17 protein-coding genes and 1 tRNA gene are annotated in these 18,172 nt (G+C 60.0%); 7 read left to right on the top strand and 11 right to left on the bottom strand.

Annotation, left to right across the window (positions count from 1 at the left end; genetic code table 11):
- Positions 1–20: 20 nt before the first annotated feature.
- From BLQ77_RS25370 to BLQ77_RS25360, 3 genes are read left to right on the top strand one after another with little or no spacing between them, the layout of a single operon-like run.
- Positions 21–728, top strand: a complete 708-nt coding sequence (locus tag BLQ77_RS25370) for an ABC transporter ATP-binding protein (protein ID WP_089963872.1) — start codon at positions 21–23, stop codon at positions 726–728.
- On the top strand, positions 722–3,085 hold the full coding sequence (locus BLQ77_RS25365) for an ABC transporter permease (RefSeq protein ID WP_089963869.1): 2,364 nt from the start codon (positions 722–724) through the stop codon (positions 3,083–3,085). The genes BLQ77_RS25370 and BLQ77_RS25365 overlap by 7 nt, the downstream gene beginning before the upstream one ends.
- A 4-nt stretch (positions 3,086–3,089) precedes the next feature.
- Positions 3,090–4,322: an efflux RND transporter periplasmic adaptor subunit gene (locus tag BLQ77_RS25360; protein WP_089963867.1), complete on the top strand. Its 1,233-nt coding sequence runs from the start codon at positions 3,090–3,092 to the stop codon at positions 4,320–4,322.
- 15 nt (positions 4,323–4,337) lie between these two features.
- Here the strand turns inward: BLQ77_RS25360 and BLQ77_RS25355 are convergent, their stop codons facing one another.
- Together BLQ77_RS25355 and BLQ77_RS25350 are read right to left on the bottom strand one after the other, a co-directional pair.
- Positions 4,338–4,988, bottom strand: coding sequence for a GntR family transcriptional regulator (locus BLQ77_RS25355; RefSeq protein WP_008885758.1), 651 nt, complete (start codon positions 4,986–4,988; stop codon positions 4,338–4,340).
- Between the two features lie 33 nt (positions 4,989–5,021).
- Entirely contained in the window at positions 5,022–5,714 is a 693-nt protein-coding gene (locus BLQ77_RS25350) for a M48 family metallopeptidase (protein WP_008884230.1), read from the bottom strand.
- 107 nt (positions 5,715–5,821) lie between these two features.
- Between BLQ77_RS25350 and BLQ77_RS25345 the strand changes: the two genes are divergently transcribed.
- From BLQ77_RS25345 to BLQ77_RS25335, 3 genes are all read left to right on the top strand, one after another.
- Positions 5,822–6,142, top strand: coding sequence for a TIGR02300 family protein (locus BLQ77_RS25345; protein ID WP_008884329.1), 321 nt, complete (start codon positions 5,822–5,824; stop codon positions 6,140–6,142).
- A 122-nt stretch (positions 6,143–6,264) separates the two neighbouring features.
- Positions 6,265–6,340 (top strand) — tRNA-Ala (locus BLQ77_RS25340).
- Between the two features lie 169 nt (positions 6,341–6,509).
- Positions 6,510–7,049: an AAA family ATPase gene (locus tag BLQ77_RS25335; protein ID WP_089963864.1), complete on the top strand. Its 540-nt coding sequence runs from the start codon at positions 6,510–6,512 to the stop codon at positions 7,047–7,049.
- A 401-nt stretch (positions 7,050–7,450) separates the two neighbouring features.
- Here the strand turns inward: BLQ77_RS25335 and BLQ77_RS25330 are convergent, their stop codons facing one another.
- The 9 genes from BLQ77_RS25330 to BLQ77_RS28530 all read right to left on the bottom strand — a co-directional run bounded on the left by BLQ77_RS25330 (position 7,451) and on the right by BLQ77_RS28530 (position 16,842).
- Positions 7,451–8,725, bottom strand: a complete 1,275-nt coding sequence (locus BLQ77_RS25330) for a Shedu immune nuclease family protein (protein ID WP_089963862.1) — start codon at positions 8,723–8,725, stop codon at positions 7,451–7,453.
- Between the two features lie 236 nt (positions 8,726–8,961).
- On the bottom strand, positions 8,962–10,857 hold the full coding sequence (locus BLQ77_RS25320) for an AAA family ATPase (RefSeq protein ID WP_165617210.1): 1,896 nt from the start codon (positions 10,855–10,857) through the stop codon (positions 8,962–8,964).
- A gap of 4 nt (positions 10,858–10,861) precedes the next feature.
- Positions 10,862–11,203, bottom strand: a complete 342-nt coding sequence (locus BLQ77_RS28535; protein ID WP_131822060.1) for a hypothetical protein — start codon at positions 11,201–11,203, stop codon at positions 10,862–10,864.
- A gap of 31 nt (positions 11,204–11,234) precedes the next feature.
- Complete coding sequence (locus tag BLQ77_RS25315) at positions 11,235–11,822, bottom strand: tyrosine-type recombinase/integrase (RefSeq protein ID WP_089963857.1); 588 nt, start codon at positions 11,820–11,822, stop codon at positions 11,235–11,237.
- Positions 11,823–12,047: 225 nt separating this feature from the next.
- A complete protein-coding gene (locus BLQ77_RS25310; RefSeq protein WP_375360217.1) occupies positions 12,048–12,299 on the bottom strand; it encodes a FitA-like ribbon-helix-helix domain-containing protein in 252 nt (83 codons plus the stop codon).
- Positions 12,300–12,763: 464 nt separating this feature from the next.
- Complete coding sequence (locus BLQ77_RS25305; protein WP_089963854.1) at positions 12,764–13,252, bottom strand: PIN domain-containing protein; 489 nt, start codon at positions 13,250–13,252, stop codon at positions 12,764–12,766.
- Entirely contained in the window at positions 13,253–14,617 is a 1,365-nt protein-coding gene (locus BLQ77_RS25300) for a DUF3696 domain-containing protein (protein WP_089963852.1), read from the bottom strand.
- Between the two features lie 445 nt (positions 14,618–15,062).
- Positions 15,063–15,998, bottom strand: coding sequence for a pentapeptide repeat-containing protein (locus BLQ77_RS25295; RefSeq protein ID WP_089963849.1), 936 nt, complete (start codon positions 15,996–15,998; stop codon positions 15,063–15,065).
- On the bottom strand, positions 15,991–16,842 hold the full coding sequence (locus BLQ77_RS28530; RefSeq protein ID WP_131822059.1) for a hypothetical protein: 852 nt from the start codon (positions 16,840–16,842) through the stop codon (positions 15,991–15,993). Before BLQ77_RS28530 ends, BLQ77_RS25295 begins: the two co-directional genes overlap by 8 nt.
- 849 nt (positions 16,843–17,691) lie before the next feature.
- On the opposite strand from BLQ77_RS28530, the gene BLQ77_RS25285 reads away from it, so the two are divergent.
- Positions 17,692–18,108: a ribbon-helix-helix domain-containing protein gene (locus tag BLQ77_RS25285; RefSeq protein WP_089963845.1), complete on the top strand. Its 417-nt coding sequence runs from the start codon at positions 17,692–17,694 to the stop codon at positions 18,106–18,108.
- Positions 18,109–18,172: the final 64 nt, after the last annotated feature.

Raw genomic sequence — 18,172 nt, 5'->3', positions numbered from 1 at the left:
GCGGCCATGGAGGGAACGCCATGGCCGAACTCGCCTATCGGGCCGAAGCCCTGACCCGCACCTACGGTGAGGGCGCCTCGGCGGTTCACGCGCTTCGCGGGGTCGACCTGCAATTGCCAGCGGGCGAAATCGTGGTGCTTCTCGGGCCCTCGGGCAGCGGCAAGTCGACGCTTCTGAACATCCTCGGCGGTCTCGACCGGCCGAGCTCGGGGCGGGCATGGTTCCGCGACCGCGAGCTGACCGCGATGACCGACCGGCAGCTCACGCGCTACCGGCGTGACCATCTCGGCTTCATCTTCCAGTTCTACAACCTCATGCCCTCGCTCACCGCCGAAGAAAACGTCGAGCTGGTGACCGAGATCGCCCGCGACCCGATGCCCCCGCACGAGGCGCTGGCGCTGGTGGGGCTGGGCGCGCGGCGCGGCCATTTCCCCAGCCAGCTGTCCGGCGGCGAGCAGCAGCGCGTCGCCATCGCGCGCGCCGTGGCCAAGCAGCCCGACGTGCTGCTCTGCGACGAGCCAACCGGCGCGCTCGACAGCACCACCGGGCGCGAGGTGCTGGGGGTGCTGCAGCATCTGAACCAGAGCCTTGGCACCACGGTGCTCATCGTCACCCATGCCGCCGCGACCGCCGCCATGGCCGACCGGGTGATCCGCTTCGCCGACGGCGCGATCCGTTCGGAAGAGCGGAACGCCAGCAAGCTGCGCGCGGAGGAGATCGAATGGTAGGCCCGCTCGACCGCAAGCTCCTGCGCGACCTGTGGCGGATGAAGGGCCAGGCGCTGGCCATCGCCGTTGTCATGGCGCTTGGCGTGACGATGCAGGTGATGATGTCCGGGCTGGTGTCCTCGCTCGACGAGACGCGGCGCGGCTATTACGAGCGCTACCGGCTGGCCGACGTGATCGCCCCGGTCACCCGCGCGCCGGAGCAGGTCCTGCACGCGCTGGCGGCGCTCGAGGGCGTCGGCGCGGTCGAGGGGCGCATCGGTGGCGCCGCGCTGATCGACCTGCCCGACCGCGACGTGCCGCTGCAGGCGCAGGCGCTGTCCCTGCCCTATGACGACGCGCCCGCGCTCAACGCCATCCGGATCGAGGCCGGGCGGCTCTTCGAGCGCGGCCGCCCCGACGAGGTGGTGGTGCTCGACAGTTTCGCCGCCGCCCACGGGCTGCGCCCCGGCGACACGCTGGCAGCGACCACGAACGGCGCGCGGCGAAGCTTCCGGATCGTGGGTCTCGCCCGCTCGCCCGAGTTCCTCTACAGCGCAGCCCCCGGTGAGATGGTGCCCGACGACAGCCGCTTCGGCGTGCTGTGGCTCTCGCCCGCAGCCATGGCTGCCGCCTTCGACATGGACGGCGCCTTCAGCGAGGCGCTGATCGGCCTCGGCCGCGGCGCAAACGAACAGCTGGTGCTCGACGCGGTCGACCGGGTGCTCGAGCCCTACGGCGGCATCGGCGCCTATGGGCGCGAGGACATGTTCTCGAACCGCTTCGTGTCGGAAGAGATCGACGGGCTGCGCGAGTCCGCCCGCGCCGTGCCGCCGATGTTCATGGCCGTCGCGGCCTTTCTGCTCAACATCGTCATCGCCCGCATGGTGCAGGCCGAGCGCGAGGAGATCGGGCTGCTCAAGGCCTTCGGCTACCGCTCTGCCGAGATCGGCGTGCATTACCTGAAGCTGGTGCTGGCCATCGCCCTGGCCGGGGCGCTGCTGGGCTGCCTTGCCGGGGTGGCGGCGGGGCGGGGCATGGTCCAGCTCTACCTCGCCTTCTTCAAGTTCCCTTTCCTCGTGTTCCGGCTCGAGCCCGCGGCCTTTGCCACCGGCATCGGTGTCAGCGTGCTGGCCGCGACCGCCGGCGGCGCCATCGTTCTGCGCCGCATCTTCGCGCTGCAGCCCGCCGAGGCGATGCGCCCCCCTGCCCCTGCCGACTATGCCTCGGCCGGGCGCTGGCGCGGCCTGACGCGCTGGCTCGACCAGCCCACCCGCATGGTGCTGCGCCGCTTCTCCCGCACGCCGTTCCGCATGGCGGGCGCGGTGCTCGGTATCACCTGCGGCATGGCGCTGTCGGTGGGCATGCTGACGATCCACGCCGGCTTCTCGCAGGCCGTGGCGCTCAGTTTCGACGTGATCGACCGCTCCGAGGCCTCGGTGACCTTCACCAGCGCCGTCTCGGACAAGGCGCTGCACGAGCTTGCCCGGATTCCCGGGGTCGAGCGGGTCGAGGGGCGGCGCGACGTCGCCGTGATCCTGCGCAACGGCCGCCAGAGCCACCGTGGCAGCATCACAGGCCTGCCCGCCGCGCCCGAGCTCAACCGCGCGCTCACGCCTGCGCTGGCGCCGATCCCCATGCGCTCCGAGGGGCTGGTGCTGTCCGGCGCGCTGGCCGCCAAGCTGAAGCTCGAGGTCGGCCAGACCCTGACTGTCGAGGTGCGCGAAGGCGCGCGGCCGGTGCTTACGCTGCCGGTGGCGGCGGTGGCAGACTCGGTGCTGGGCGCCCCCGCCTACATGGCGATGGACGGCCTCAACCGCGCCCTGGGCGAGCCCGGCCGGGTCAGCGCCGCCGCCCTCCGGCTCGACGAGGCCCGCGCCCCCGAGATCTACGCCTGGCTCAAGGGCCTGCCGACGGTGGCGGGCGTCAGCCTCAAGCACGAGGCCCGCGACGCCTTCGTCACGGTGATGAACCAGGGCGCCGGCTGGACCCGGTTCATCATGTCCGGCATGGCCTTCGTCATCACCTTCGGCATCATCTACAACGCCGCCCGCATCGCGCTGGCCGAGCGCGCCCGCGACCTTGCCTCGCTGCGGGTCATCGGCTTTTCCAGGGCCGAGGCCGCCTACGTGCTTCTGGGCGAGCTGGGGCTGGTGACGCTGCTGGCCCTTCCGCTCGGCGCGGTGCTGGGCGCGGGCTTCGCACAGGTGCTGGCGGCAGCCTATTCCTCGGAGCTCTACACCATTCCGGTGGTCTTCCTGCCCACCACCTTCGGCAGCGCCGCGCTGGTGGTGATCGCGGGCGCCGCGATCTCGGGCCTGCTGGTGAAACGCGACGTCGACCGGGCCGACCTGGTCGCGGCGCTCAAGACACGGGACTGACGACATGGCCGACCGACGCAACCGCACCCGCCTGATCCTCTGGACCCTGCTCGCGCTGCTGCTGGGCGGCGCGCTGGTGGCCGCCTTCTGGCCGCGTGCGACGCTCGTCGATCTCGGCGAGGTCACGCAGGGCCCGCTGACCGTCACCATCGACGAAGAGGGCAAGACACAGGTTCACGACGTCTACGTGGTCTCGACACCGGTGGCCGGGAGGCTCCTGCGGGTGCAGGTGATCGCGGGCGACGAGATGGAACAGGGCGCGCCGGTGGCTCACATGCGCCCGACCAACCCCGACGCGCTCGACATCCGCACCCGCGAACAGGCGATGGCCGCGACCGACGCCGCCGCCGCCGCGCTCAAGGTGGCCGAGGCCGAGGTCAACGCCGCCGCCGCCGACGCCGATCTCGCCGCTTCGGAATACACCCGCAGCCAGACCCTTGCCGAACGCGGCACGATCAGCTCCGCCGCGCTCGACCGGTTCCGCTCCGAGGCCCGCGCGGCGGCAGCCCGGCTCGAGACCGCGCGGGCGGCAGTGCTGATGCGGCAGGCCGAGCTCGCCAACGCCCGCGCCCAGCTCATCAGCTTCGACGACCTCGGGCTTGCCGCCGCCGTCGCGGGCAATCATTCCGCCGACATCCCGCTGGTGGCGCCGATTGCCGGGCGCATCCTGCGGGTGCTGCAGCAGAGCGAGACCATCGTGGCCGCCGGCACCGCAGTGGTCGAGCTGGGCGACATCGCCAACGATCTCGAGGTGGTGGTCGAGCTGATTTCCTCGGACGCGGTGCAGGTCTCGCTGGGCGACCGGGTGCTGATCGACGACTGGGGCGGCGACGCGCCACTCGATGGCGCGGTCACCCGCATCGCGCCGCTGGGGCGCACCAAGGTCTCGGCGCTCGGGGTCGAGGAGCAGCGCGTCGACGTCACTGTGCGCTTCACCAGCCCGCTCGAGGCGCGTGCGTCGCTCGGGCACGGCTACCGGGTCGTGGTGCGCATCGTGACATGGGAGGCAGACGACGCCCTTCAGGTGCCGCAGAGCGCGCTCTTCCGCGCCGGTGGCAGCTGGGCGGTGTTCCGGGCCGAGGATGGGCGCGCCCGGCAGGTGCCGGTTGCGATCGGGCCGGGCAATGGCGTCGCTGCGCAGGTGGTGGAGGGGCTGACCGCGGGGGACCACGTGGTGCTCTACCCGCCCGCGGATCTGGCCGAGGGCGACCTGATCGCGGCGCGCGGGACCGAGTAGCGTGCCAGTGAAGATCTAGCTCGCCAGCATCCGCAGGCCCTGCGTCACGTCCGAGCGCACCGCAAGCCGCAGCCCCGGCTCGTCCCCGGCCTTGAGCGCCGCGATGATCAGGCGGTGGTACTGCGGTGCCTCGGTGCGCCGCAGCCGCCCGTAGAGCGCCCGCATGGTGGGCCCGAGCTGCAGCCAGACCGTCTCGCACATGGCCAGCATCGCCGGCGCCTGCGCCCGCAGGTAGAGCGTGCGGTGGAACTCGAGGTTCGACCGGATGTAGCCCACCGAATCGCGGTTGCGGATCATCTCGGCGATGGTGCCGTTGATCGTCTGCAGCCGGTCGATCAGCGCCATGTGCGCCCGCGGCAGCGCCCGCGAGGCAAGCTCCACCTCGATCAGCGCCCGCAGCGCGGCCAGCTCCTCGATGCGCTCGTTGGACAGCTCCGGGGTCGAGACCCGCCCCGACGAGGACATGCTGAGCGCGCCCTCCGCCACCAGCCGGCGCACCGCCTCGCGGGCCGGAGTCATCGAGACCTCGAACTCCTTGCCGATGCCACGCAGGGTCAGCGCCTCGCCCGGCGGGATCTGCCCGAGCATGATGCGCGTGCGCAGACCGCGGTAGACGCGGTCATGGGCAGAGGAGGCAATGTCTGTGGAGCGGGGTGCGGCGTTCATGATTGCGACATGTGATCACGAATTTCCCGCAGGTCAATCGCCGAAACGGTACCGGTGCAGCGCCCCGCCCTCGTCGCGCAGCCAGCGCCGGGGCGCCCGCCAGTCGCCGTAGAGCCGCTCGACCACCGCCCAGAACGCCCGCGAGTGATTCATCTCGGCCAGGTGCGCGACCTCGTGGGCGGCAACGTAGCCGAGCACCTCGGGCGGTGCGAGCACCAGCCGCCACGAATACATCAGCGCCCCGTCCGCGGTGCACGAGCCCCAGCGCGACCGCGTGTCGCGCAGCGTCAGCCGCGTGTAGGGCCGCCCCAGCGCGAAGGCGTACCGGTCCGAGGCTTCGGCCAGCCGGTCCCGGGCCAGCGTCCGCAGCCAGCCCTGCAACCGTGCGGCCGTCCGGTCCTCGGAGCCCGGCACCTCGATCCAGCCCTCGCCCAGCCGCACCGCGCGCCCGGTCCCGACACGGATCTCGCGCTCGGCCCCCTCGACCGGCAGCCGCGCCCCGGGGCCGATTCTCACGTCCTCGCCCCGCGCCTCGAGATGGCTGCGCAGCCAGGCTTCCTTCTCGCGCAGGAAGCCCAGGGCCTCGCGTTCGGGCAGCCGGCGCGGCATTGTCAGCGTCACCCGGCCGTCGATCTGGCTGAGGCGCAACGAAAGTCGCCGTGCCTGCGCGGAGCGACGCAGGTTCACCGCGATTGGCGGGTTGCCAGGAAGAGTAATCTGCCCCATATCCCTCGCCTCGGAACCGATATGGCCAAAGCCTTTGACACCGCTCCTGTGATATGTCAGAGGGCGCGGATTGTCGACCTGACCGGACAAGCTGAAGGGGATCACCCATGCCCAAGGAAGAATGGGGTACGAAACGCGTGTGCCCGACCACTGGCAAGCGTTTTTATGACCTGAACAAAGACCCGATCGTCAGCCCCTACACGGGCGAGGTCCTGCAACTGGATACCGGCAAGCGTGCGATGCTCGTTGCCGACTCCGCCGACGGCGCCAAGCGTCGAGCCTCCGAGGACGACGTGGAAGACGTCGATCTGCTGGAAGACGACGTCGAGGTCGATCTCGACGACGACGACGTGCTCGAGGACGAGGACGACGACAACGTTTCGCTCGACGACATCACCGATGTCGCGGGTGAGGACGACGACAACTGAGCTTGTCGAAACTTTCTGCCACGGGCGGCGATTTTTTCCCTTGAACCCGCCCGCGGCTTTGCGTAGATCACGCCGCACGACGCCGGAAACGGCATCGCCCACCGCCGGAAACGGCAACATATGGGGCCTTAGCTCAGCTGGGAGAGCGCTTGCATGGCATGCAAGAGGTCAGGGGTTCGATCCCCCTAGGCTCCACCAAATACCTCTTGAAAAGCACCAGATAGTTCTGCCTTTATCGTCAGAGGATTTGCCTCTGTCACGCAGACCGGTGCTGTTTTCCCTACGAAAATCCATGCTGCCTTGATCGCCGCTCCTGGCGTGTCGATCGCTTCGCAGCGCTTTCCCCTGTCAAATCCGAGGATGGCCCATGAGCGACCATTTCTTCGTCGTGACGGGCGGTCCCGGTGCGGGCAAAACCAGCCTGATCACCGAGCTTGCCCGCCGTGGCTTTCAGAACATTCCCGAATCCGGCCGCGCGATCATTCGCGATGAGATGGCGCGCGGCGGAGACGCCCTCCCTTGGGCGGACCGCATGGCCTATGCCGAACGGATGCTTGAGCGCGACCTTCGCGCCTACGAGGACGCTCAGGCACTCTCAGGCCCCGTGATCTTCGACCGGGGCATTCCCGACATAATGGGCTACCTGACCCTATGCAGCCTCCCCGTGCCGCTCCACGTCGCCGCAGCAGCCAAGGCAGCCCGCTACAACCGTCGCGTCTTCTTGGCGCCGTTCTGGTATGAGATCTTCACGCAAGACAGCGAACGCAAGCAGACTCGCGCCGAAGCCGAAGCGACCTGTGGCGTCATGCGGGAGACCTACACCGCGCTTGGATACCAAATCACGGAGTTGCCGCGCGCCGACATTGCATCACGTGCCGACTTTGTCTGTGCGCAGCGGGTCAACTGACCGTAATCGCGAGATGCCATGACGAAACTGCTGAAACGGACAAACCGCATGGTCCCTCCGGCCTCCCGCTGCCTGACACTCACGGCCCTGTGCTGCCTTTCACACCTGAGTTGGTCGCTGCGGCGCAGCTTCGCCAAAGCGGCCCTTCGCGCGCTCTGTAGCATCGGCACGGCCGTCAAAGGCAGGTAGGCGGGACCTTACTGCCGTTCGCTGAATCTGCGGAATCTGTATGCCCGAAGGTCGGCGATGCGCAGATCGCGAACATTGCTCTACCCATTTCACTTCATGAACGCCTCCGTTCAGGCAGAGCGCAGAAATCAGCTCCACCGAGCCAATTCTCCGGATGCTACATGATCGACGATGGTCAGCTTCGTCGATTACCGTGCGGCCGTATTCGGTTTCTAAGTGGACTTACGACGCTGTAGAGAAGCGATCACGTTCTCTAAGCGAGAAAGCAGGTCGTCGTAGGTCAGGATGTCGACCATATTCGCGTATTGCCGTTTAATGACCTCCAAATCGAGCTGATGATTGCGCTCACGTCCCCCGATAACGCGGGCTTGGGGCGAGCGCCCCATGATAATTAGCCCTTTGGGGTTGGCAATGCGGATTGAAAGCCCGACTGGAAGATTGGCTTGAAATTCTTCCGTGAGTTTTTGCTCGCCCTTGCGACCCCACTTCGAGAGATGAAAGAGATACTTCTCGGTCTGGATTACAGCACCAGTCAATTCACGAGTAGGCACAAAGTTGTCTCGGTAGAGTGTGCGGCCGAGGACCGCTGCCGCGGAAGGTTTCTTGATCTCGATAACGTCGAGCGCTCCGCTGGCATCCACAAGGCAGAGATCGATCTGACGGGTCGTGGGGCGTAATGGATCGGAATAGACATCGCTGACTGGAACGCTCTCGAGAACAGCAATGTATTTCGGAAAGAGAAGCAATATGATCTTCGCGACCATGCGCTGCCAGTCCGCTTCGCTACGATCTTTCTCTTCTCTGAGCCATTGCGCGATGAGATCGCGAAGATATGCGTATTTCTGGATTTCGGCCTCGATGAGAACCTTCTGTTCCAACGGAGTGTCGGTGACGATCGAGACGCGACGATCGAGGTAGCGCTCGTAGGCCTCTCGTGCGCTTTTCATTGGCTGGATCGCCTCCCCAACGACCGCCTCGACGCGGGCCAGCGCGTAGCGGTCCATCTCGCCGGAACTCGGGAATTTCCTCAGAAGTTCGTCGAACATTTCCGCGGAGATCGCCCCATCGATCTTCCGAGGGTCGCCTACGACGATTGGGCTGTCATCCTCTTTGAGCTTCGCAATCCGCCCGAAAATATTGATGTTACGCTCTGCAACAAATGTTTTGCGCTCAAGTTCGACCGCGTCCTGTTGTAGCCAGACATCGTTGCGAATACCAAACAGGCGACCCAAGATTCGATGATAACCGTCACGAGTTCTTGCGAACCTGAATCTCAATAGGTCTGTATCATCGGTTTCGAAATCTCTCGCGGCGTCTCGGCCGAGGAGCCGATCAGCATCGATTAGGTCATTTCGCTCGAAACGGAATACTCGACTGATGCGAACACGACCAGACGTTCGTAAGTCACCGAGGATCCATGCATTGCTGCGAAACTCAGGTGTATATTCGAGAATAACCCGGGATTTTCGGTTTTCGAAGGTAATCAATTGAGTTCCCTGATATGAATTTTGGTTACGGACTTCGGGTTGAAACTTTCAACACATGACGTTGAAGTCGAACAGCAAGATCGGAAGTATGTGGGGCCGATAGCCCCGCGGGGCATCCCGATCTTGAGGGCTTCGGTGCCAGGGGGCGCGTGCTTTTCTGGCTGCGGCGGGGAGCAGCATCACCCGAGTCAGTGATGAACGGCGCGATCGCTTTAACCAAATGCCGTATCTCTGCCTTATGCCAATATTCGCTCCACGACGTTTTGAAGTACAGCAAACCTCTTCCCTTTACTCCATGCCGTTGACATGGAAGCGGCGACGAAAAGTGGATGCTTTTTGGAGTTTCGCAGGTTGCCAACGGCGTCTCGACCTGCCTGCAGGCACGCCTCCTTGTCCTCGCCGAACTCTTCTTCAAGCATCTTCTCGATATTAAAGCGCCAACCTGTTACATTTGACAGGAAGATGTGGTTTTCTGGAAATTTCCCAATTTTTTCGTGCCCTGATAGAGACAATATTGCATCATTGTCTCGAATGTGTTCATTATATGGCTCTCTAAATCTGTCGGGGTTCCGTTTGAATTTTTCATCGTACTCGGAGTCGCAATCGAAAACCGCGTGATATGGAATTCTGAAGCTGTTCATTACAAGAATCATGAGCGCAAGAGAGCTCTTCCCCTCGCAAACAACAATTGTCGCGCCAGATTTTTGAAATCCTGACCTCATCCCGGATAGCCGCATATACGCTTCAATGCAGGCCATATCAGATACACCCTCAACAACAACTACACGCTCAGCGAAGAATATTTCATTGAATTTCGGTTGAGTTTGTATTGCAAGCTTGGTGCGCGCTTGATCTTCGTTCCTCAGAGGCTGATTTGCAAATGCAGCATTGTAGCTCTCCAAGATTTTCAGAAACGATGATGACGTTATGGTGGCTGCGCCGGCCGAATTGCGAAATACCTTTATTCCATCAAAGTGCTCGACATCGATAAAATATGGGCTGTGTGTGGTCACGAGAATTTGAGCATCACCACCCGCCAATTCCATGAGTATCTCTGCCAAGTGCCGGGCTTGGGGTGGATGCTGATAGAGTTCCGGTTCTTCGCATCCAAGAATGAGAGTTGGGCTCACAGCGCTGTCGACGGCCATCAACTCTTGCAGAATAACAAGTAGAAATGATCTCTGCAGTCCATGGCCGAACTTTTCAACCCGATCAATATAGCCTCGCTCCGACAGAAGTACTTGTGCGATTGGATCTTGAACAGAAACGGAGCGCTCATCCTTTTTCCAATCCAGCTTTAGATCTGCTTCTGTCATAACGGCTGCTTGCAATCGCTCCGACAGTCGAGCTTGCAGTTCTTTCAAGTGTGAGCTTTGATCCAAGAGAAGTTTAGAGTAAGCTTCAAAAGCTTCTATTCTTATGCGCTCAAGCTCAGCGTCATAGTTCATTCTACTTCTTATGGTGTGCTGGATAAGTTTTCCCAGATGTGAGTTTTTGGCCTCTTCTGACTCGCTTGACGCATCTTTGACTGCGGGCACGTAAACCCAGCATAAATGTCGCTGAAACTTGTGGACACCTTTACTTATTCCAAAGAATTCTCCGTCGCTGGGAACCAGCTCTTTTTGATCCTCCGATAGCGCCTCCTCGTATTCGGTAAGTGCTGCTGAGCGATCTCCGTCGTTGGTAGCATTCTGGATTCCTTCGTATCTTTCTCGAAGCGACTTGAATATCTCCCCTCTATCACGTGCCCTTTTGGCCTCGAAGAACTCCCTAAATGGTGGAAATATTAGCCGCTCCCCTCGAGTAACCCTCTTGAAAATTCCATCTTCTGTCTTCGTAATTTCAGCATGCACCACAAGCTGGCCCGCGCGTGCATAGTGCTTGAACTCTTCTACTGCATCTTCACCCAGTTCATGAAATATGACCGTGATCTTGATCGGATCTTCAGTATTCCTCGCGTGGAAGTCTTCGTCAGAAAAGTTGTTTATCTCCCCGAAAAAAACGTTGAGTGCGTTCAATGTAGTTGATTTCCCGGCACCGTTCGGCCCTACAAAAGAGTTGTAGGCCGAGAGATCAATAGTCTCGTCGGCTATTGACCTGAAATTTTGAATTTTTACGGACTTAATTTTCAAGGGTTCACCACGTGAGAGAAAAAAGTTTGATTGAGGCTTCTTGCAACACAGAAATCATCAGTTTGAGGTAAAAATCAACCAGCTGCATGCCCTCCGGGGAGAAGCCAGCGCCCGGGTCGCGTCTGTTGTGGTCTGACCGTGCTGCCATGAAGTTCAGCAGAGCAGAGGCGCTAACGACCGCTGATTGAATTTCGTAGTTTTGCTTTGCGCCACGCGGCGAATTTCTTTCTTCCGCGCCCGTTGCAGATCGTGCAGCTCTTGGTGGCATGATCTTGACTGAATGTCCGCTTCCATGATCTGGCAAGGTTGAGCTCGCAGTTGCAGAGAAGGTCTGCATTCCGCCCATTCTTCCTCTTCTCAGCCGCTGCAGTTTCCGGCTACCACAGATCGTTGAACCGGTGCGCAGCCGTCCGCGTGTAATGCGCTGTGTGCCGGGGATCACGGTGTCCGAGGTAGTCCTGAATGACTCGCAAGTCGTGCCCCTTGTTCGCCAAGGCGAAACCGCAGGAATGGCGAAGCATATGTGGGTGGACGCGCTCGAGCCCGGCACGGGTCCCGGCGGATCCGAGGATGTAGTTTACGGCCTGCCGCGTGAGCGGCTGCTTGCGCTCGGAGACGAAGAGCCAAGGCAGCGCATCCTCCCTGCGCGCGAGCCAGCGCTTGATAGCCCGCAGCTCTTCGCCAGCGACTGGCTGCTCGACGCTGAGCCCGTTCTTCAGCCGTGCGACCCAGATCCGCGACTGCGCAAGATCCACGTCTTGCCGACGAAGCGCGATCACTTCGGAGACGCGCAGTCCATGCCGAAACATCATCAGGATCAATAGGTGGTCGCGAACCCCGTGGCGGCCCTTTTTGGCGGCAGCGAGAAGCCGGTCGATATCCGGCTGACCAAGGTAGTCACGGCTCCGCACATGGGCGTCGGTCGCCCGGTCATCCCCACTCTTGACACTTCGCCGATTGGGCATGGTTATGTCGCCTCTCACAAGTCTCTGCCTGGCAAGGCTTGGCCGAGATCAACTCTTAACAAAACACACGAAGTGTAAAGAGTATGCGCGCAATGGGATGTGGTTTGAGTTCGCCGACTGCAAGATCAAACTAGGTGGCTGTCCCGAACGAGTGGCTCGAGGGTATTTATGGGCTGGACCAGACCAGCATGACGTCGGTGAGCGCAATCTCTGGAGTAGCCGAGATCACTTTCGTCTCGGGGATGATCCGGTAAAGACGCCTTCTTGGCTCGCCGTATGATTTCGTTCCACCGACAGGTCATCACCCAAATAATCGCCGTAGCGTGCGCGCATGCGATGGCCCAGGCCGCCGTCGCTTGATGCAACGACCGCCTGTATGAGGATCGAACGCACTTCGGCTTCAAGGCTCCGTTTATTCGCTTCAGCTTGTGCGCGAAGGCGTTCGTGAAGCTCGTCCGGCAGGTTCCTTATCGTCATATTCGCCAAGGCGAACTCTGTGCTGCTGCTAGGTTTCCTGGAGGACGGCATGGCGTCGAGAGCCTCAAGTCTCGCACAGTGATAGCCTCTTGGGGAGGGCAAAACGCAGCAAGGGACCATCCTTGCTCGCAGCGTGCCCGGTGCCATAGTCATGCATTCCATCTGGTCCGAACCTCGCTTGGAGCAGACTTTCAAGGGCAATCATTCGAAGGGCCGCAGTGCGGGGCTTTCCGGCCGTTCGTCGCGCGTGCTCGATGTTTGCAGCGTCTGCGCACGCCGCCGCAGATAGGGCGGGGAGCCGACTTTCGCTGCGTCCTGAAGGAAAGGCAGCGATGCGCAGGCAGCTACATTTGCAAAGCCTAGAAACTGCCCACGGAACAAATCAAAGCGGTGTTCTAGTTTCCAACAAATAATTACGCAGACCAGACAATGCGATTTTCGACAGGTAATGTATATCGGCATGCCTAATCTGTTTCACGCCATTGTGCAGGGTCGCAACCACACAGGAAAACGATTTCTATTCCAGCGCCTTCGATTACAGCTCTCTGCTCTACCCAGTCCGTATCAACGGCGTTGTACACCTTCGCACCAGTTTTTCTGGCAACGGCCACGAATTTCCTATCGCTAGGGTCGAAGCCAGCATCGATTATCTCCTGCGGCAAATCACGGTATTCGCCGTCATCACGGCGCTGAATGTCCACTCTCGCCACCTTTTTAGGGTTGCTATTGATCACCTCAAGGTAAAACCGGTCCCCGACGCCTGGCTGCCCTTTTGGGTCTAGGTACCGTCGATACTCAGCTTGGATCTCTCCTCCGCTGTCGAGGAAAATCGTCCCGCGCTCCGTTGCTTCCATGAGTAACTCGACGGCCGCTTTGCGACAATCGACAGTGACGGGATCATCACCGCCGTTGGCGATGATTGGAACGTTTGTGTCAATGACATATTTAGGCATTCAGGAAGCTTTCGAGCGGCTTAGTCGCGCAAGCTCAGCATGCGCGGTCTCGTTGAAAGCGTCGCCCATGAACTTGTCCGGCCAGTTCTTAATATTCCCAAGGAGATCTATCTCAAGTTCGGTGATCGTGCTTTCTCCTCTTGGCGCATCGCAAAAATACAAACTCACGTCGTCGCTGGACACTTTGTCCTCAGCTATGCGTCGCTGCAACCGCAGAAGAAGATGTTCTGAGTGGCTTTCCAAAAGAACTTGGACCTTACGATGTGTCGCAGCTTGAATGATCACATCCGCCAAAGCGGCCTGTGCGAGCGGATGCAAGTGGATCTCCGGTTGTTCAAGTATTACCGTTGAGCCCTCCGGTACGTATTGGAGGAGAGTTACAACTGGCAGAACCTGCGAGATCCCGAAGCCAACGTCGGTAAGAAGAACTTCGCTGCCTTGCTTTTTCGTCTTCACGCGGGCCTGCCAACGGTTCGAGTTAGGTGCAATTTCTTCGACCCAGAATTCTTCGATCAGCCCCATTTCCCTGAGCCAATATGCAACCATTTCTTGAAAGCTTTTGTAGAATGCTTTATGTCTAAGATTCCTCTTCTCGCCTGCGGTGGTCGCGGCGAGTATTGCATCGATTGCCCGCTCACCCCGCTGACCTACATCCGTTGGTCTCGACCGTGTCCAAAGGTAGTCGCGTTGTGGATATTGCCTCAGAGGGCCAAGGTAATACATCTTGTCCAGTTGGGATTCATAGGCGGACTCCAAATCAGCGAGGAAAGCTGCGTTTTGAAAGTAGGTCCTGGCCTGATCTGGAAAAGCGTAAGATTTTATTGGTCCCGGTAGCTGCCATGCACGGCCTTGGGTCCGGACAAATTGAAAATCTGGAGCTTCGCCTTCTACCTTCTCGGTTCTCAGGTCGAACTTAGATGTTTGCTCATCTTTGGGACTCAGAGAAAACGTTACCCCGCCCAAGCGATATGACAGCCTATTAGCGCGCGGCCCCCCTTCATGTACAATATTTGATGCACTGATCTGCAGGCTCTTGCTCTTCGAGATTGCGGTAGGATTTGTTTTGCTGACATCGCGGATGACCAGTTCCGAATCTAGGGCGAACTCTAGATCCCACTTGAGAGGCACACTCTCGTCATGTTTGTGGATGGCATCGGAGATAGTGCCCAGTTGGACTAAGTCTCCGTTGAGATCGAGTGAAATCGCCCGATCAGTTCCGTCTTTTGTCTGCTTGAGCATCAATAGAAACTGAATGAGACTTGTCTTTCCCGATGAGTTCGTACCGAAGAACCCCGTGATGGGCGCAAAATCCACCTTTGCGTTTCGCCAAGACTTGAAGTTCTGAATGTGCATAGACTTTAGCATTGGGGGGGTCTCATTGCTTTCCAGCCGTCCCTATCGGACTGACGATTATTAGTATGAGGGTGAAGCAGTACTGTAAACGCACAAGTGTATGGAAACACCCCTGATTTTTCGGAGGCTTACGTGAAACCTTCAAGCTCTTTCCATCACTCAGCGGTGTAAGCTGGCAGACTCTTGGCTGCTGGCATATGTGGATCGTGTCAAGGTGCGATCTCTTTTTGGAGCGGTCATTCGCAGCGCGCGGTCCGAACGGCAGGATAGGGCCGAGGGCGACGACGCGCGAGGCCCGACCAAGCGCTTGGACCTGCGGCGCAGCGAAGGTCGGGAACGAGCCCACCTGGTCGGATGCTGCATGACAAATTAATGGCAAGAAGCCGCCAGACCGGTCATCAGACCAGCTTGTGTTGTAATCAGTGCGAGACTCTCGGATTTTGAAATCCCTGATAGGTCAAGCAATCGGGGCGTTCACACGAACCGACATGTCCACCGCAATCGTTTCATCATCAAACATTTCAACCATTCCAGAAGGTTGTATGGAAAAATTTGATAAGAAGAGAGCATTCGAGTACATAATAACTGCAGCTACGCAAAAATTACCTTCGTCATCGAGTCCTTCAAAAACGGCGGGTTGCGCCGCCTGTTCGATAGTGTGTCGCGAGGTTCCGTCTAACTCTTCCGGCAATAGAGAGTCTTCAACGCTTTCCAGAACAAGGAATGGTCCCTCTTGACCTCGAACCATAAGGCAATAGAAGCGCAGATAATCCAATATGTTCTTCTCGCTTAGCTCTAATGGAGCCTTCCCATTCAATTCATGGATTGCCCGACTTGTACCATTGAGCCGAAACAATTCGTCCTCATATTGCAAATAGTAGACGACCAGATTCTTGTTCACCCAGTTCTCGTCCGTGAAGGCTAAAAGCTCGACCGTTTCAGCATAGAATGGCAAAGCCCGCCGGAAACCTCGCGTGGTCTCCCAGCTCATCCGGTACTTGCCATCAACCGGAGCCACCTTCGACATCCAATGTTCTAAGGTCTGCCGCGACATCACTGACCACGCATTGTCCGAACCGAAAATAAGGCGGTCTGTTTCTAACGGACCCGTCCAAACGATCCCCTCCAGCTGCGCGCCTGTGAGGAGAGCACCTTCAAGAGCGCGACGCCTAAGCTGTGCACCTCTCAAGTCGCTATCGCGGAGGTCGGCTCCTCGAAAGCTGAAGGGCGTCAGATCTTCGCCCGCTACGTTCAACTCTCGAAGATCAGCTTGTTCAAAATCCTTTGCTGGCTCGAGCCGCGCTACCTCTGCAAGGCGCCTCAGACTGTCGGATTCGGAACATAGCGCATACAGCGCACCAACCGCCGCTAGGACGTTTCCCGGATCACTCATTCTTGGCCTCTCGCGGCAGGCGCCCCAGCTGCATAGAACCTTCAATTGCCTTACCGAGTGCCAGCCGACCCACAATGTCTCGTTTCGCCTTGCCATCAACGATACGTTTGCCGAACTGATGCAACTTACTAGTCTCGGAAAACTCGACAGCAGTCCACTCTATATCCGCTACTCTAATATCGAGGCGCATCTCCAAATACCCTCCAGGCTCCGTCATTTGAACGACGGCGAGGCCGGCCCCTTGATTTGCAGCTCTCATTCGTTCGCCAATTAATACCGAAAAAGTACCCAGCGGCGTCTCGAAGGGAATAAGCGGATCGGGGCGCACAATCCAATCCACCTGTACTGCCCGGCCCTCACTGCGCTTCTTTGGTATCGCAGTGATGAGCGCTCTAGCTCCTTCGGACTCGCTGCCAACAACATGTAGTTCTTGTTCATCAAATGCCCGGCGAAGTCTGCCTTGCATGCTTGCACCAATTGCAATGCCCTTTGTAAGGCTGACCGCTGCTTGGCCTTCTGCTTGTGCCTCTCCGCCTTTCTTGTTGTCGACGGTCTTCGTAACCTGCGCCTTTTGTTTAACTTCGTCCGTCGAGCGTGCGATATAGGCGATGCTCTCGTAGTCACAAGCGCAGCCCCGACCAAGAGCTGTAATTCGTGCCTGTCGAAGGGCGAATTCCGCGCGACCCTCATCAAAAGTAATTTCACCTGGGTTGAAATGTATCGTACCTACTAGAATGAAACCTTCGGCATTGACCTGCGCCGCTGAGAAATTCGAAAACACAACTTCAGTTTCAGCCAAGGCCTTGGAGTCAATTGGCTCGCGTTCGTTCTTCTTCCATACCATCGTGAGCGACCACTGCCGAGAAGATCTACCTGTCCTATAGTTTACAGGAAGACTTGACTTGCTCAAGATCGCTTCCTCAAGAAAACGAAAGTGGCCCGGCAGACATTATCCGGGATATACCCCCACGCTCCCGCCTTGCCATCGGCAGCACTTGCGCAGTCAGCGGCCGCCCAATCTTTCACGGCGAGAGGCAGCAATGTCCCGCTCTCCCGACCTTCACACTCCGAAAATGCTGCGCGACGCACGAACGGCCGCTTCGGGGAAGCTTCGGCGCGGCGACGGTGATCCTGGCCAAGGTCGGCTTCGGGCCGAGAGGGGGCCTTTACTCTGGCATGTTGGTCGTTATTGGACGTTTGACGTGGGCTTCGACGAGTGAGCGCAGGCTTTCCAATCCGCCGGCGGCATCTTCAATCGCTTTGCGAAGCTTCTGGTCATGACCTGGGCGGAAGCGTCCGCTGCGTGTGACCTCACCGCAGCCGCAAATACACAAATTCTCAGACATCGAACCCTCCAGATTTATGATCCGACCATGAGGCGCATTCCGGGGCGACGCAAGCTTGGTAGACGGGGAGAACGCGCTGTTCGCAATAGCATCTGCGTCCGCATAGCAGATCTCGAAGGTGCGGCAGATGCTGCGAGACAGCGCCGACGACAATTTCAGGACGCGGCATCGACGCTCAGGCGAGTGTCAGGTCAGGGCTGAAAACTCAGGCCACACCCGCCTTTTTCGGAAGCGGGCTTCACCACGCTCCTGGCGAAGTTGCGCTCCACAGACAGGCAGACTGTCCTGGACCCTTGCGCTCCGCAAGATAACATCCATATACCATCCATACAGATGGAGAATGGAAGATGGCCGAGATAAGACAGCTCAGGGACAAGCAGCCCGACAACGAGAAGATCACCATCAATCTCGGCTTTGTTGACTTGGGTCGCATCGATCTGCTGGTGCAGGAGGGGTTCTACTCGAACCGCAGCGATTTCATCCGCGCGGCGATCCGTAAGCAACTGGATACGCATGGAGAGGCGGTCGACCGCTCCATCGAGCGCCACACCATGGAGCTCGGCCTTCGGGATTTCGGTCGGACGGAGCTTGAGCAGCTTCGTGCGGCGGGCGAGGTCCTGCATATCAAGGTCGTGGGCCTCGCCCGCATCGGCTCAGACGTCACGCCCGACCTCGCCCGGGCGACCATCGGCTCGATCACCGTTCTCGGCAGCCTCCAGGCGTCCGCGGACATCAAGAAGGCCCTCGCCGACCGCATCCTGTAGCGTCGGCTCTCACAAGGACGGAACAGATGATCAAGCTCAACGCCGGCGCATGGCGCACGGCGAC

The organism is Salipiger thiooxidans (assembly GCF_900102075.1).
Classification (GTDB): Bacteria; Pseudomonadota; Alphaproteobacteria; order Rhodobacterales; family Rhodobacteraceae; genus Salipiger; species Salipiger thiooxidans.
Note: the sequence above shows the minus strand (reverse complement) of the source record. Positions and strands in the feature narration are given on the sequence as shown.